Consider the following 13,148-nt stretch of genomic DNA (forward strand, 5'->3'; position numbering starts at 1 on the left):
TTTCTGGGAGGAAAAACGGTGAACATCAACGCAAGGGAAACGCCCGCCGTGGCGCCGTTCGATTCGGCCAAGCTCGACCGGCTCATGGAGGAGGCAGGTATCGACGTCATCGTCGCCACCTCTAAGCACAACACGCAATATCTGATGGGTGGCTACAAGTTCATCTTCTTTGCGGCCATGGATGCCATCGGCCATAGCCGGTATCTGCCCGTCGTCGTCTACGAAAGGGGCGCACCTGACCACGCGGCCTATCTCGGCAACCGAATGGAAGGCGGCGAGCACCAGAACAATCCATTCTGGACACCGACCGTGTACACGGCGACCTGGGGCACGATCGATGCCGCAGCGCTTGCCATCGAACATCTGAAAAAGATCGGCAAGGCTGGTACGCGCATCGGCATCGAGCCGGCATTCCTGCCGTCGGATGCCCGCGATGCGCTTGGGGCAGGGCTCGAGGGCGCGCGTTTCATCGATGCGACGCATACGCTCGAACGCCTGCGCGCGATCAAGACGCCGGACGAGCTTGCCAAGCTGCGGACGGCTTCCGAACTCATCACGCAAGCGATGAACGCGACGATCGCCAGCGCCCGGGAAGGCTCGACGAAGACGGAGATCATCGAGCAGCTCCGGCGCGAGGAGACGACACGCGGGCTCCACTTCGAATATTGCCTGCTGACGCTCGGCTCCAGCCACAATCGCGCAGCCTCGCCGCAGGCCTGGGGGAAGGGCGAGGTCCTGTCGATTGATTCCGGCGGGAACTACCACGGCTATATTGGCGACCTTTGCCGCATGGGCGTGCTGGGCGAGCCGGACGACGAACTCGAGGATTTGCTCGCCGAGGTCGACGCGATCCAGCATAAGGCATTTGCCAGGGTTCAGGCTGGCGCTTTCGGCCGCGAGATGATCGAGGCGGCAGAGGCGGAACTGAAGGCGTCGCCTTCTGCGGTCTTCACCGATTTCTTCTGTCACGGTATGGGCCTGATCAGCCACGAGGCGCCGTTCCTGATGACCAATCACCCGGTCGCCTATGAGGGGATCGATGCGGACCGGCCGCTGGAGGCAGGCATGGTGCTGTCGGTGGAGACGACCATGCTGCATCCGAAGCGCGGCTTCATCAAGCTCGAGGATACGCTCGCCGTCACAGAGACGGGCTACGAGATGTTCGGCAGCACGGGTCGGGGCTGGAACCGCGGCGGCGCGTGATTGCAGGCCCCACCGCAAAAAAGGTCCGGCTGCTGTCACCTGCCGGGCCATTCTTTTTGTCCCGTCGTCTCAGGCGTGACGGATTTCCGTGCCGAGAACCTTTAGGCATTCGCGGATGAAGGCGGCGAGCGCCGTCCAGCCCTTGGCTGAGACCATCGTGCCATCGACATAAGCTTCCGTCGGCGACAGATCGACATAGGTGCCGCCGGCCAGCGTCACTTCCGGCTCACAAGCGCCGAGCGCGCCCACCTTCTTGCCGCGCACGACGCCATCGACGGCGATCAGGATCTGGACGCCGTGGCAGATGGTGAAGATCGGCTTCTGGGTTTCATGGAAGTGGCGGACGATCGTCTGAACGCGCTTGTCGGTGCGAATATATTCAGGCCCGCGACCGCCCGCGCAGTAGACGGCGTGGTATCCGTCGAGTTGCGCCTCGGCCTCCGAGAAGGTCTTGTTGATGACGACGTTGTGTCCGAGCTTTTCCGTATATGTCTGGTCGCCCTCGAAGTCGTGCAGCGACGTCTTCAGAATGTCGCCCGCTTTTTTATCGGGGCAGACGACGTGCACCGTATGGCCGACGGCCTCCATGGCCTGCTGGTAGACGAAGATCTCGTACTCCTCGGTGAAATCGCCGGTGAGCATCAGGATTTTCTTGCCTGGCATGGGTTCTCCTCCTCGTTGTCAGGTCGGGCAGGCACGTCCTGGCCTGCCGGGTTCCTCAGATTTCGTCGAATGCCGGCAGCAGCCGGTCGCGCGAGCGTTCGATATGGATGCGCATTGCGTTCTCCGCCGCGTCGGGGTCGTGAGCCGCGAAAGCATCGAGCAGCGTCTGATGCTCGCCGAGCGCCTCCTCGGTCACGCGACGATGGAACATCAGTCGGAATATATGGAAATGCGTGTGCTGGAACGTCAGCATCTCGCGGATCAGTTCGTTGCCGGCAAATTCCATGATGCGGTCGTGGAAGATGGCGTCCTGCCGGGCGAAGCTCGAATAGTTCGCCCGCTCGTCCCTGTTGTCGCTACGCGTCATCACGCCTGCGGCCTCTCTCAGGATAGCGAGCCTTTCGTCGTTCATCGCTTGGGCCGCCTTCGCAGCGCCGGCGGGCTCAAGCAGCAAGCGGAGTTCATAGAGTTCGTCGAAGCGGTGGCGCGTGATCTGGGGTGCGGCACGATAGCCGACGAGATGCTGCTTGACGACGAGACCCTCGCCTTCAAGCCGGCCGAGTGCTTCGCGGATCGGGGTGTGGGAGACGTTGAACTCCTTGACCAGGCTGTCGACCGTGATGCGCGCACCCGGCGGGATCTTCAAGGACATAAGCTGGTTGAAGATCGCTTCGTAGACGTCGCCGGCCAGGCTGTTGGCGCGCTGTATCTGGGTCGTGCCCGCTGAAGGTTCGTTGGGTCTCGTCAAAATCATCTGCTGTCTTGCCTCTTGACAGGTTCGATCGCTAGCACGATGCTGAGGCAAATACAATCCTATATCCTATACGATTTTATATAGGGAGGGAATATGCGGATATCCGAAGCGGCAGCCCTTGCGCTCGCCACTCGCCTGCTGGAAGAGCACGGGGCACCGCGTGACCATGCGATCCTGCAGGCTCGTGTCCTGGTGACGGCCGAGATGAAGGGGCACCCCTCGCATGGTCTGCACCGCCTGCCGCGACTGGTCGAACGGATCAAGCGCGGTGTCATTGACCCTGAGATGAAGGGCATGCAGCGCTGGCGGGCTGATGCGGTGATGGAGGTGGAGGGTTCTTCGGGGTTCGGCCCTGTCGTCGCCATGGCGGCGATCGAGCGGCTGGCACCCCACATTCCCGATCTGGGCATCGGCCTCGTCGCCGTGCGCAATGCGAACCATCTCGGCATGCTCGCGCATTATGTGGAGGCCATCGCCGCGATGGGTTTCGTCGGCATAGCGCTCTCGTCGAGCGAGTCGTTGGTTCATCCCTTCGGCGGCACGCGGGCCATGCTCGGCACCAACCCAGTCGCGATCGCCGTGCCGACCGCCGAGGAGCCGCTCGTGCTCGATCTCGCCACCAGCCTCGTGCCGATGGGCAGGATCCATCACCACGCGGTGGTCGGCAGGCCCCTTCCGGAAGGTTGGGCGCGAGATGCTGAGGGTCACCCGACGACGGATCCGGTTCGTGCCCAGGCCGGCGCGATCGCGCCCTTCGGCGACGCGAAGGGCTACGGCCTCGGCCTTGCGATGGAACTGCTGGTGGCGGCCCTTGCGGGCTCGGCGCTCGCGCCTGATGTGCGCGGCACCCTGGACAGCCAGTCGCCATGCAACAAGGGCGACGTCTTCATATTGATCGAGCCCAGTCTGGCACCGGGACTGCCAGCGCGGCTGTCGGCCTATCTCGATGCCGTCCGCGCCTCACCGCCGGCCGAGGCCGGCGAGCCGGTCCTCGTGCCGGGCGATCGTGCCCGCCGGCGGCGGGCGGCGGCGAGCCGCGACGGTTTCGATATCGACCCACGCCTTTGGGAAGACCTCAACGCGATTTCCCGCTCTCGCATACCGGCCTTCGAAGGATAAAGATCATGAGCCTGTTTGCCGTCCTGAGGCTGCCACGCGAAATCCTGTTTGGCATCGGCCAACGCCATGCGCTCGCGAGCGTCGCCGGTAGGACCGGCCAGCGTGCACTCGTCTGCACGGATGGGCGTTTTGCCGCGACACCCGTCTTCGCGGAAATGATCGCCGCGCTCGAAGCCGCCGGCATCGCGGTGCTGGTGTATGACCAGACGCTGCCGGACGTGCCGCGCGATACGGTCGCGGGTTGCGTGGAGGCCACGGGCGGCTTTGCGCCCGACATGGTGATCGGCATCGGCGGTGGCAGTTGCCTCGACATGGCGAAATGCGCCTCGCTGCTGCTCGCCCATGGCGGCGGGCTCGGCGATTACTATGGTGAGTTCAAGGTGCCAGGACCTGTCTTGCCGGTCATCGCCGTGCCGACGACTGCGGGCACCGGCTCCGAGGTCACACCCGTCGCGGTCGTCTCCGATCCAGACCGCACGCTGAAGGTCGGCATTTCGAGCCCCTATCTCATCGCCGCAGCGGCGATCTGCGACCCGGAACTCACGCTCTCCTGCCCGGCGGGCCTCACGGCGACTGCAGGTGCGGATGCGCTGACGCATGCGATCGAAGCTTTCACAGCCATGCGGCGCCCCGGCGATCCGCAACTCGCGCAGCAGCATGTCTTCGTCGGCAAGAGCGATCTCTCCGATCAGTTCGCGCTTCATGCCATCCGGCTCCTCAGCCGGAGCCTGGAAAAGGCCTTCGTCGACGGCTCGGACATCGATGCGCGCACCGATGTGATGATGGGCGCGCTCGCGGCAGGCTGCGCCTTCGGCACGGCGGGCACCGCTGCGGCCCATGCGGTGCAATATCCGGTCGGTGCCGTGACCCATACGGCGCACGGCCTCGGGGTCGCCACCATGCTTCCCTATGTGATGACCTACAATCGCCGCGTCGCCGCCGGGGAAATCGCTGTTGTCGGCAGGGCGCTCGGCCTCGACCCAGCCGGCGTGGAGGACGAGGAGATGCTTGCCGATGCGGCGATCGGCGAGGTAAGGCGCCTCTTCGCCGCGATCGGCATCTCGCCGACGCTCGCCAGGCTCGGCCTGCCGGAAGACCGGCTTGACTGGACCGCCGAGCAGGCGCTCGGCATCGGCCGGCTGATCAAGAACAATCCGCGCTGCTTCGATTCGGCCGCCATGCGCAGCCTCGTTCGCGCCGCCTATGACGGCGACCTGGCCGCTTCCGCCCTCTGACCTTGAGAAACATCATGAACGTCAACCAGCATCCTTCGCATCCCGATCATGATCGTTTCGGGTTCCGCTCGTTCTCCCACGGCCTCTATATTGGCGGCGCCTGGCGGCCGGCCGCGGGCAGGGGTCGGATTGAGGTAATCGATCCCTCGACCGAGGCCGTCATTGTCGCCGTGCCCGATGCGACTGTCGTGGATGCGGCGGCGGCCGTACAGGCTGCTGCAAGCGCGACAGAAGGCTGGCGCGAGACGCCGCCGCGAAAGCGTTCCGAGATCCTGCGCCGCTGCTTCGAACTCATGGTGGAACGCTCCGAAACGCTTGCCACACTCATTTCGCTCGAGAACGGGAAGGCCTTGCGCGACGCGCGCGGCGAGGTGGCCTATGCGGCGGAATTTTTCCGGTGGAACGCGGAGGAGGCGGTGCGCATCTCCGGCGAGTTCGGCATTGCCCCGTCCGGCGCGAACCGAATCGTCGTCGATTACCAGCCTATCGGCATCTGCGTTCTCATCACCCCGTGGAACTTCCCGGCCGCAATGGCGACCCGCAAGATCGCGCCAGCCCTTGCCGCCGGCTGCACTGTCATCCTGAAGCCCGCAAGCGAGACGCCGCTGACGGCCTATGCGCTTGCGGCCATCTACGAGGAGGCTGGCGTGCCGCCGGGCGTCGTCAACGTGCTGACAACGTCGACGCCAGGCCCTGTCACCGCCGCCATGCTGGCCGACCCGCGCGTGCGAAAACTCTCCTTCACAGGCTCGACGGGCGTCGGCCGCACGCTTTTGGCGGAAGCGGCGAAGAATGTCGTCTCCTGCTCCATGGAACTCGGCGGCAACGCGCCGTTCATCGTTTTCGACGATGCGGACCTCGACGCGGCGATCGAGGGCCTGATGGTAGCGAAAATGCGCAATGCGGGCGAGGCATGCACGGCCGCAAACCGCATTTATGTCCAGTCCGGTATCCACGATGCCTTCGCGGAAAAATTTACCCAACGCATGTCCGCTCTCAGGGTTGGCCCGGGTGTGGATTCGGACACGGAATGCGGTCCGATGATCACGCGCAAGGCGGTGGAGAAGATCGACCGGCTCGTTGCGGACGCCATTTCGCGGGGCGGGCGCGCGCTCTGCGGCGGACGGGCACCGGCAGGACGCGGCTTTTTCTATCCGCCGACCGTGCTTGCAGATGTCTCCCCGGCCTCCGACATGAACCACGAGGAGATTTTCGGTCCCGTGGCGCCGCTCTACCGTTTCGACAGCGAGGCAGAGGTCGTTGCCGCCGCCAACGATACGGAATATGGCCTCTGCGCTTACATCTATACCCGCGACATCGGCCGTGGCATGCGCGTCTCCTCGAAGGTGGAGGCAGGCATGATCGCCCTCAATCGTGGACTGGTCTCCGATCCCGCCGCCCCCTTTGGCGGTGTCAAGCAGAGCGGTCTCGGACGTGAAGGAGGGCAGCATCACGGGATTTCGGAGTTCATGGAAGCCAAGTACATTGCGACAAGTTTCTGAAGGAGGAACCTGTGGTCGCCGATCCGTTCCGTATTCGTGACCATGTCGCAAGTTTCGACGACATTGTCGACGATATCCGCACCCGCAGCAGCGTCACTCGCCGCACCGTCGCCATGGAGGCCAACGTCGCCTACGGTCGCCAGTCGGGCGAGACGCTCGATATCTTCCTGCCAAATAGTGCCGGTTCGGGCGTGCCGATCCACATGTTCATCCATGGCGGCTATTGGCGTATGTTCTCCAAGGAAGACTATTCCTGCGTCGCCGAGACCATCATCCGCGCAGGTGCGGTCGCCGCTATTGTCGATTATTCGTTGATGCCCATCGCCAGGATGGAGGTCCTGATCGGTCAGGTCCTGAAAGCCAAGGCTTTCCTTTTGGCGCATGCCGATCGCTTTGGCGCCACGCCCGGGAGATTCTCGGTCAGCGGCCACTCCGCTGGTGCACATCTTGCGACCTTTCTCTTCAATCGCTCGGTAGCGCCCTCGGGTGTAATTGCTGCTTTCCTGCTTGGCGGGCTATACGATCTCGAACCCTTGCAGACGTCTTTCCTCCGTGACGAGATCGCCTTGAGCGACGAGGAGGTGCGACGGTTTACGCCGATGAATCGCGAGCACGACCCTGCAACGCGCGTGGCTATCATGACCGGCGAACTGGAGACTAACCCCTTCCAAACCCAGGCAAATGCCTTCAAGAACCTTCTTGCCGCCCAAGGGCTTGAAGTGCGAGCATCGCGCGTTGCTGACGGAGATCACATGAGCACGGTACGCGATCTCGCCGTCGTTGGCACACCCATAGCGGCGGCATTGCACGCCTTCATTGCCAATGATGCCTGCGAGATATCGCGGTGAGGGCGCAGGACCGTGAACCCCTGCGTTACCGTCAGCGCAAACGTTGCGGCGTTGCATCCGCAGGAATCAGCGGCACATATTTCTCGCCGCCGAGTTGCTCTCGATGCTCGGCTTTCGCGGCGTTGACCAGCGCCGGATCGGTCAGCGCCCGTACGGCCGAAGCGGCCATGACCTTGCCGGCTTGTAGCATTCCCTTGTGGGCATAGCCCGACTTCCCCTGCGTGACGATCTGCCAAGTGTGTGGGGGTTCCGTAGGCCTCGGTCGCGACATAGACCTGGCCGGTTGGAACCAGCCAGCTAACGTCTCCAACGTCGGTCGAGCCATGCAGGAACGTCGGATCTTCCTCGAATGGGTTCAGGTCCTCGGACAGGATTTTACCGTGCTTGGCGATCCGCGGGTGCACCTCGGCCGAGAAGGTTTTCTGAATGCTCCCGTCAAAGTCTCTTTCACTGTTCGAAAACCTGGCGACGCCGAGCTTCTCAAACTCCTGATGCATCATCCGGGCAAGCGTAACGTTCGGCACCAGACCGGCTGAGGCGGCGTCGAAGGTGATCTCCAATTCCGTCCCCGTCATAAGTGCCGCGCCGCGGGCGACGTCTTTCACCCGCTCGGTAATGTCGCGCACTTGGTCCATTCGGGGAGCCCGTACTTTGTAGAGCACCTGCGCGTGAGACTGAACCACATTTGGTGCTCGCCCACCCGGGTCGGTGATCGCATAATGGATGCGGCCGTCCTGAATGATGTGCTCACGCAGATAGTTGCAACCGACATTCGTCAGTTCCACCGCATCCAGCGCCGAACGACCAAGATGTGGCTCGAATCCGGCATGGGCGCTGGTGCCCCGGAAGGTAAAGTATAACTGATTGGTCGCCAGCATCCGGGCGTTATATGCGAGGTTCTCGTCCCACGGATGCCATGTGAACGCCACGTCGACGTCGTTGAAGAGCCCGCAAACCCAGACGCTCTGGAACCGGTTGCCCAACGCTGAGAGAAGTCGGTTCCTGCGCCACGCATTGCCTTGGTGGAATATCCACCGGCACCGCGTCGGATGTGTTCGAGCGCTTTCAGGAACTCCTGCGGGGCGGTCAGGTGTCGATACATGCCGGCTACCTTTTGGATATGGTCGAGCAGGACGAAGCGCTCAATCTCCGATACAGGGCCAGAGGTCGCCAGGACATTCTGTCTCTTTGCGCGAACTGGGTCGTAAACTGCACGGGCATGGAACGGGCAGGTATCGCCCATTCGCCGTTACTGCGCGAAATGCAGCGACAGCGACTGATAAAAGCAGATCCGCTCGGCCTCGGCATCACCGTCGACCCGCAATCGCGCGTACCACGCCCTGAGGAAGCTCCGTACTCATCTATGTCGTTGGAGCGCTGAGCGCGGGACAATTCTGGGAAATTACAGCGGTCCCTGATATTCGTGCGCAGGCAAGAAAGGTTGCAGTGGCCATTGCTGCGATCCGGCAGTGAGCGCTCTCGCATGACATCGGCTGTCCTCTAGCCGGCGCCGGCTTTTCCGAATATGCCGCCGACACTCTTCTGCAGGCCGCCGACATCGGTATTTTCTCCGCGGCAATTATCCAGTTCTAAATGAGCCAGACGTCGGCCGGTGGGCTTGATGGCACGTCACACGACGCAACAAGGCTATTCGGCAAATGCCCGATCGATGCCTGGTGGCGACTTCCGAGCTGCCTTGGCGACGCGGCATTCGGCGAAAAGATTTTTCTCTCTTGGCTGTCACCAGGGTTTGCCGTTTCTTTAATCGAGTAAATTTATAGACTTTATTATTGAAGACTGGCGCGACCGTCCGCGCGCTTTGAAGGCAAAGGAACCAAAATGGCTGCTCCCAAATTGGTCGGCATCGCCGGCAGCTTCAATCGTCCGTCGAAGACATATGCTCTTGTTCAGAATGTTGCAGAGCGCGCCACCGAGCGCTACGGCTTCACAAGCAGGATTTACGACCTTCATGATGTTGGTCCGTCGCTTGGCCGTGCGATCTGGCGCAAGGAACTCGATGATCAGGCGCAAGAGATTATCGATGCCATCGTTACCTCGGACGCTCTTATTGTCGGCGCGCCAACCTACAAGGGCTCCTATCCTGGCCTCTTCAAGCACCTGGTCGACCTGATCGATCCGCATGAGTTGCGGGCTAAACCGATCGTCATAACGGCGACAGGGGGAGGCGACCGTCATGCGTTGATGGTCGAACATCAGTTGCGGCCGCTGTTCGGCTTCTTCATGTCTCATACCCTGCCGACGGCTGTTTACGCATCCGATCGTGATTTCACAGACTATCGTGTTTCTTCCGCGCCGCTCTCAAATCGGATCGAGGAGGTGGTCGGTGAGCTCGCAGCTTTCTTCCCCGCAGAAAATCCAATTCTAGCCGCAGCCGAATAGCTGACCGGGTGTATCCGCTCGCGAACGCCGCTCAAGCCGACAAGGAGGCAAAGATGGACAAGACCAATGCGGCAATTCTGTCGGAAGAGCTGTGGAGCGTTTTCGACTTTGCGCGGCGATACCGCCTGGAGAAAAGGGAGGAAAACCGCCTCCTCATGCTCTTCGGCCCGTACGCGTCAGCCCATGACTTGCTCACGAATGCGCGCCGGCATTCGCTCATTTCCTGAGACGGGTCAATACAATCGCAATTGCGCAAAACGGAGGATCGTATGATGCAGGAATTCGTCAACCATCTCAAAGCGCTCTTCGATAGCCTTTTTGCTAGTAAATCGGATGCGACGCCACGCGGCCAAAATACGGGCGAGGCGCCCCGAAACCACGACGAAGGCGACCGCGAACTGCGCGAGTATGAACTCTATTACTGGAGTGCCGCGCCTGGACCCTGGTACTGAGGAAACGGCAATGGCACTCGCTTTTGATCTTCGTCGGCCAATCCAGAAGTTGGATACCAAGAACATCCAATCCAAAGCCGTGCACTGCATGGCGGTCGGCTCCATAGTTTCGTCGTTCACTTTCATTTTGGCACTGGTGGTTGGTGTCCTCTGATGTCCAGACTGCTGCTGCATCGAAGATGGTCTCTGCTGTGCGAACGCGCAGCGCCGGCCATTTGAACGCAAGGAGCCCAGCACATGTCCGATCTTGTCAGTGATCTGCTGCATTTATCAGATGATCAAGGGACGGATGCCAAAGAACGCCGCCGCCAGCTTATTGATCGACTTATTCGCACATTAATGGAGACGGCGACAGTCCTCGCTCCCAATGACGACCGCCAGTCGCCCATTCCCGTCCTGCGGCTCATTGACGTGATCGAAGGAATGACAAGCAGCATTGCCGACGCTGACGATGCGACGTTCTCGGCGATCGTCGAAGAAATCGCTTTGCTTCTGCGCACGCTGGAACGGCACCGACAAGAGATGGCGAGATTTACGGTCCATTGAACTTGGGAGCGGGCTCGTTGAGCGCGCCACCACAGGGAGGCAATTTAAGACCGGCAACCAGCAGATGTCCTTTATTGCGGAATTTGTAGCGCTGGGCGCCGTGCGCAATCCGACACCGCTGCCCTTCCAGAGTAGCCCCAGGAAAGACCGGAAAGCAGCGGCGATTTCGACACACGCTAAAGACGCCGCCGATAGTGTTTATGAATAGGAATACAAACGTTGACCAAAGTTGTTGAATACTTCTTTTCCATCGGATCGCCCTGGTCCTATATCGGCTTCGACGCCTTCGTCGAAGTCGCAACGAAAAGCGACGTCGAGATCAGGCCATATCTGACGACCGTCGTCGAAGAAAATGGCGGTATCTTTTCGCGCAATCGTCCAGAGATCCGCCGTGCGTACTGGATGCGAGACCTGAAACGTTGGGCGCGCGTGCGCGCCAAAGATCTGTGGCTGGAAAACCGTCCGGGACTGAGCGACCCGGCGCCTGCCTCTCTTATCGTTATTGCCGCCTATCTCGACGGCAAAGACTGGATCGGCCTTACGCGTGCTTTGCAGCGCGCCTATTGGAGTGAAGCAAAGGATATAGGCAAGCCTTACATCCGCGAAGCCGTTGCGGACGCCGCCGGTTTTGACGGCGCGGGCCTGTCGAAGCGGCAAGCGGACCATGACGTGCAGAGCAAATGGGCTCAGGACCGGGAGCATGCCGTGAAGAGCGGTGTCTTTGGTTTTCCGACGTTCCTCTATGAAAGCGAGATCTACTGGGGACAGGACAATCTGCCTTTCCTTGAGCGTCACTTGGGCGGCGACAGGCCCTAAGCCCAGTGATCAGAACGGCGAACTCAAGGATCGTCGAGTACTAGAGACTTTGTATAAATGGGGCGCTGCTATGCCTGCAGATTGGTCTTGAAGATGTCGATAATCTGATCTGCGATCTCGATCAGGCCCTGCGGCGTGCGTCGTAGTCGGAATTCGCTCTCTTCGTGAGTAATATCAAGTCGTTAGACTCTCGTTATCAAGACTCAATCACGCAGGCCTCTGTCCCAAGGCGAAAGGGCGGTTCAATCGAAGCTCAGCTGGCGGGGCCTGTTCGGATCCTGTCAAGGCGGCGGTTCGTAGGGCTAGGCTGAAAGCAAAGCAGGTCTGACAAGTCCCAGGTGGTCACGCAGCGTCGAGCCACTGTAGTCGGTGCGGAACAGTCCACGTTCCTGCAGGATCGGCACCACCAGCTGTGTAAAGTCCTCCAACCCCTCCGGGAAGAAGGGCGGCATGATGTTGAAGCCGTCGGCGGCGCGACCTTCAAACCACTGCTGCATGCGCTCGGCAATCTCCACGGGCGTTCCGAGCACGATGTGGTGGCCACGGCCCGCGGCGACGCGCAGGGCCAACTGGCGAATGGTCAGGCCCTCGCGCCGAGCAAGAGCCGTCAAGAGTTCGGCGCGGCTGCGCAGCTGGTCTGAGATCGGCAGGTCCGGCAAGGGGCCATCGGGATCGTAAGCTGCGAGACTGTGGCCGATACGTTCCTCGAGCAGCGGCATGGCGCTCTTGAGATCAGTCCATTGGTCCAGTTCGGCCAACTTGTCCTCAGCTTCCTTCGCCGTGCGGCCGATCACTGGCAGGAAGCCTGGCATGACAGCTACTTCGTCCGGCTGCCGGCCGAAACCGGTCAAGCGCTCCTTGAGGCTCTTATAAAAAGCCTGTGCTTCTTCGAAGCTCTGCTGCGCGGTGAACACGACGTCGGCCGTTCGCGCGGCGAGGTCCTGGCCAGGCCCGGAGGAACCGGCCTGGATCAGGATTGGGTGGCCCTGCGGCGAACGTGGGATGTTGAGCGGTCCCTTGACGGCAAAATACTTGCCTTTGTGGTCGAGCATGTGGACTTTACTCGGATCGGCGTAGACGCCCCTCTGCTTATCCTTGACGAAGGCATCGTCGTCCCAACTGTCCCACAGCCCGCGCACCACGTCGACGAATTCTTCAGCGACGGCATAACGCTCGTCATGCTCTGGATGCGCCTTCGAAAAATTGTTGGCCGTGCGGGCATAGGAGGTGGTGACGATGTTCCAGGCGGCCCGGCCATGGCTTAGGTGGTCGATCGAGGAAAAGGCGCGGGCCGTGTGATAGGGCTCGCCATACGTTGTCGAGGCGGTGGCGGCGAGGCCGATCTTGTCGGTTACCATGGCGAGCGAGGCAAGCAGTGTCACCGGCTCGAAGCGAGCGATCGTCGAGGGATGCGCGTCGACGCCGCTGGTCAGGCCGTCGGCCAGGAAGACCATGTCGAACTTCGCTCTTTCGGCGATCTGCGACACACGGCGCAGAAGGTCGAAGTTCTCGCTGCCGGCCTCGGCATGCGGATGCCGCCAGCCGGACACGTGATGACCGGCGCCCTGCAGGAACAGGCCCAAATGAATTTCTCTCCTACGGCTCATGGC

The 13,148-nt window shown here is 61.5% G+C and carries 16 protein-coding genes; 12 read left to right on the forward strand and 4 right to left on the reverse strand.

Annotated features, from left to right (window positions below; all coding sequences use genetic code 11):
- Nucleotides 1-18: 18 nt before the first annotated feature.
- On the forward strand, nt 19-1,203 hold the full coding sequence (locus tag A3C3_RS0106870; protein WP_022713866.1) for a M24 family metallopeptidase: 1,185 nt from the start codon (nt 19-21) through the stop codon (nt 1,201-1,203).
- A 69-nt stretch (nt 1,204-1,272) separates the two neighbouring features.
- Here the strand turns inward: A3C3_RS0106870 and A3C3_RS0106875 are convergent, their stop codons facing one another.
- Together A3C3_RS0106875 and A3C3_RS0106880 are read right to left on the reverse strand one after the other, a co-directional pair.
- A complete protein-coding gene (locus A3C3_RS0106875; RefSeq protein WP_022713867.1) occupies nt 1,273-1,866 on the reverse strand; it encodes a DJ-1/PfpI family protein in 594 nt (197 codons plus the stop codon).
- Nucleotides 1,867-1,921: 55 nt separating this feature from the next.
- Nucleotides 1,922-2,620, reverse strand: a complete 699-nt coding sequence (locus tag A3C3_RS0106880) for a GntR family transcriptional regulator (RefSeq protein ID WP_022713868.1) — start codon at nt 2,618-2,620, stop codon at nt 1,922-1,924.
- A gap of 93 nt (nt 2,621-2,713) precedes the next feature.
- Here A3C3_RS0106880 and A3C3_RS0106885 point away from each other — a divergent pair, with 93 nt between their 5' ends.
- The 4 genes from A3C3_RS0106885 to A3C3_RS0106900 are packed head-to-tail and all read left to right on the forward strand — an operon-like array spanning nt 2,714 to nt 7,324.
- Nucleotides 2,714-3,739: an Ldh family oxidoreductase gene (locus A3C3_RS0106885; protein ID WP_022713869.1), complete on the forward strand. Its 1,026-nt coding sequence runs from the start codon at nt 2,714-2,716 to the stop codon at nt 3,737-3,739.
- Between the two features lie 5 nt (nt 3,740-3,744).
- Entirely contained in the window at nt 3,745-4,974 is a 1,230-nt protein-coding gene (locus A3C3_RS0106890) for an iron-containing alcohol dehydrogenase (protein WP_022713870.1), read from the forward strand.
- Nucleotides 4,975-4,988: 14 nt separating this feature from the next.
- The gene (locus A3C3_RS0106895; protein ID WP_022713871.1) at nt 4,989-6,476 is read left to right on the forward strand and encodes an NAD-dependent succinate-semialdehyde dehydrogenase; all 1,488 of its coding nucleotides are present in this window, start codon (nt 4,989-4,991) and stop codon (nt 6,474-6,476) included.
- An 11-nt stretch (nt 6,477-6,487) separates the two neighbouring features.
- Entirely contained in the window at nt 6,488-7,324 is an 837-nt protein-coding gene (locus tag A3C3_RS0106900; protein ID WP_022713872.1) for an alpha/beta hydrolase, read from the forward strand.
- On the opposite strand, the gene A3C3_RS41305 is transcribed toward A3C3_RS0106900, so the two are convergent.
- Nucleotides 7,225-8,307 (reverse strand): peptidase dimerization domain-containing protein, encoded by a 1,083-nt coding sequence (locus tag A3C3_RS41305; protein ID WP_233450610.1) that lies wholly within the window; start codon nt 8,305-8,307, stop codon nt 7,225-7,227. The genes A3C3_RS0106900 and A3C3_RS41305 overlap by 100 nt on opposite strands.
- 107 nt (nt 8,308-8,414) lie before the next feature.
- Between A3C3_RS41305 and A3C3_RS48515 the strand changes: the two genes are divergently transcribed.
- From A3C3_RS48515 to A3C3_RS0106955, 7 genes are all read left to right on the forward strand, one after another.
- Nucleotides 8,415-8,705 (forward strand): hypothetical protein, encoded by a 291-nt coding sequence (locus A3C3_RS48515; RefSeq protein ID WP_145611714.1) that lies wholly within the window; start codon nt 8,415-8,417, stop codon nt 8,703-8,705.
- A 458-nt stretch (nt 8,706-9,163) separates the two neighbouring features.
- On the forward strand, nt 9,164-9,724 hold the full coding sequence (msuE, locus tag A3C3_RS0106930) for an FMN reductase (protein WP_022713877.1): 561 nt from the start codon (nt 9,164-9,166) through the stop codon (nt 9,722-9,724).
- Nucleotides 9,725-9,777: 53 nt separating this feature from the next.
- Entirely contained in the window at nt 9,778-9,951 is a 174-nt protein-coding gene (locus A3C3_RS45960; protein WP_167521925.1) for a hypothetical protein, read from the forward strand.
- Between the two features lie 42 nt (nt 9,952-9,993).
- Nucleotides 9,994-10,176 carry a hypothetical protein gene (locus A3C3_RS37935; RefSeq protein ID WP_022713879.1) on the forward strand — a complete coding sequence of 61 codons (183 nt, stop codon included), beginning with the start codon at nt 9,994-9,996 and terminating at the stop codon, nt 10,174-10,176.
- A 10-nt stretch (nt 10,177-10,186) separates the two neighbouring features.
- The gene (locus A3C3_RS45050; RefSeq protein WP_022713880.1) at nt 10,187-10,330 is read left to right on the forward strand and encodes a hypothetical protein; all 144 of its coding nucleotides are present in this window, start codon (nt 10,187-10,189) and stop codon (nt 10,328-10,330) included.
- Between the two features lie 83 nt (nt 10,331-10,413).
- Complete coding sequence (locus A3C3_RS0106950; protein ID WP_022713881.1) at nt 10,414-10,722, forward strand: hypothetical protein; 309 nt, start codon at nt 10,414-10,416, stop codon at nt 10,720-10,722.
- Between the two features lie 219 nt (nt 10,723-10,941).
- A complete protein-coding gene (locus tag A3C3_RS0106955) occupies nt 10,942-11,538 on the forward strand; it encodes a 2-hydroxychromene-2-carboxylate isomerase (RefSeq protein ID WP_022713882.1) in 597 nt (198 codons plus the stop codon).
- 302 nt (nt 11,539-11,840) lie between these two features.
- Here the strand turns inward: A3C3_RS0106955 and A3C3_RS0106960 are convergent, their stop codons facing one another.
- Complete coding sequence (locus tag A3C3_RS0106960; RefSeq protein WP_022713883.1) at nt 11,841-13,145, reverse strand: LLM class flavin-dependent oxidoreductase; 1,305 nt, start codon at nt 13,143-13,145, stop codon at nt 11,841-11,843.
- Nucleotides 13,146-13,148 lie beyond the last annotated feature (3 nt).

Source organism: Rhizobium mongolense USDA 1844 (assembly GCF_000419765.1).
Taxonomy (GTDB): Bacteria; Pseudomonadota; Alphaproteobacteria; order Rhizobiales; family Rhizobiaceae; genus Rhizobium; species Rhizobium mongolense.

What these genes read in the sequence shown, in the direction of transcription:
- A3C3_RS0106875 (WP_022713867.1), bottom strand. Translation starts at nt 1,866, where the DNA reads ATGCCAGGCAAGAAAATCCTGATGCTCACCGGCGATTTCACCGAGGAG.
- A3C3_RS45050 (WP_022713880.1), top strand. Translation starts at nt 10,187, where the DNA reads ATGGCACTCGCTTTTGATCTTCGTCGGCCAATCCAGAAGTTGGATACC.
- A3C3_RS0106895 (WP_022713871.1), top strand. Translation starts at nt 4,989, where the DNA reads ATGAACGTCAACCAGCATCCTTCGCATCCCGATCATGATCGTTTCGGG.
- A3C3_RS0106880 (WP_022713868.1), bottom strand. Translation starts at nt 2,620, where the DNA reads ATGATTTTGACGAGACCCAACGAACCTTCAGCGGGCACGACCCAGATA.
- A3C3_RS0106960 (WP_022713883.1), bottom strand. Translation starts at nt 13,145, where the DNA reads ATGAGCCGTAGGAGAGAAATTCATTTGGGCCTGTTCCTGCAGGGCGCC.
- A3C3_RS0106950 (WP_022713881.1), top strand. Translation starts at nt 10,414, where the DNA reads ATGTCCGATCTTGTCAGTGATCTGCTGCATTTATCAGATGATCAAGGG.
- A3C3_RS0106890 (WP_022713870.1), top strand. Translation starts at nt 3,745, where the DNA reads ATGAGCCTGTTTGCCGTCCTGAGGCTGCCACGCGAAATCCTGTTTGGC.
- A3C3_RS37935 (WP_022713879.1), top strand. Translation starts at nt 9,994, where the DNA reads ATGATGCAGGAATTCGTCAACCATCTCAAAGCGCTCTTCGATAGCCTT.
- A3C3_RS0106885 (WP_022713869.1), top strand. Translation starts at nt 2,714, where the DNA reads ATGCGGATATCCGAAGCGGCAGCCCTTGCGCTCGCCACTCGCCTGCTG.
- A3C3_RS45960 (WP_167521925.1), top strand. Translation starts at nt 9,778, where the DNA reads ATGGACAAGACCAATGCGGCAATTCTGTCGGAAGAGCTGTGGAGCGTT.
- msuE (WP_022713877.1), top strand. Translation starts at nt 9,164, where the DNA reads ATGGCTGCTCCCAAATTGGTCGGCATCGCCGGCAGCTTCAATCGTCCG.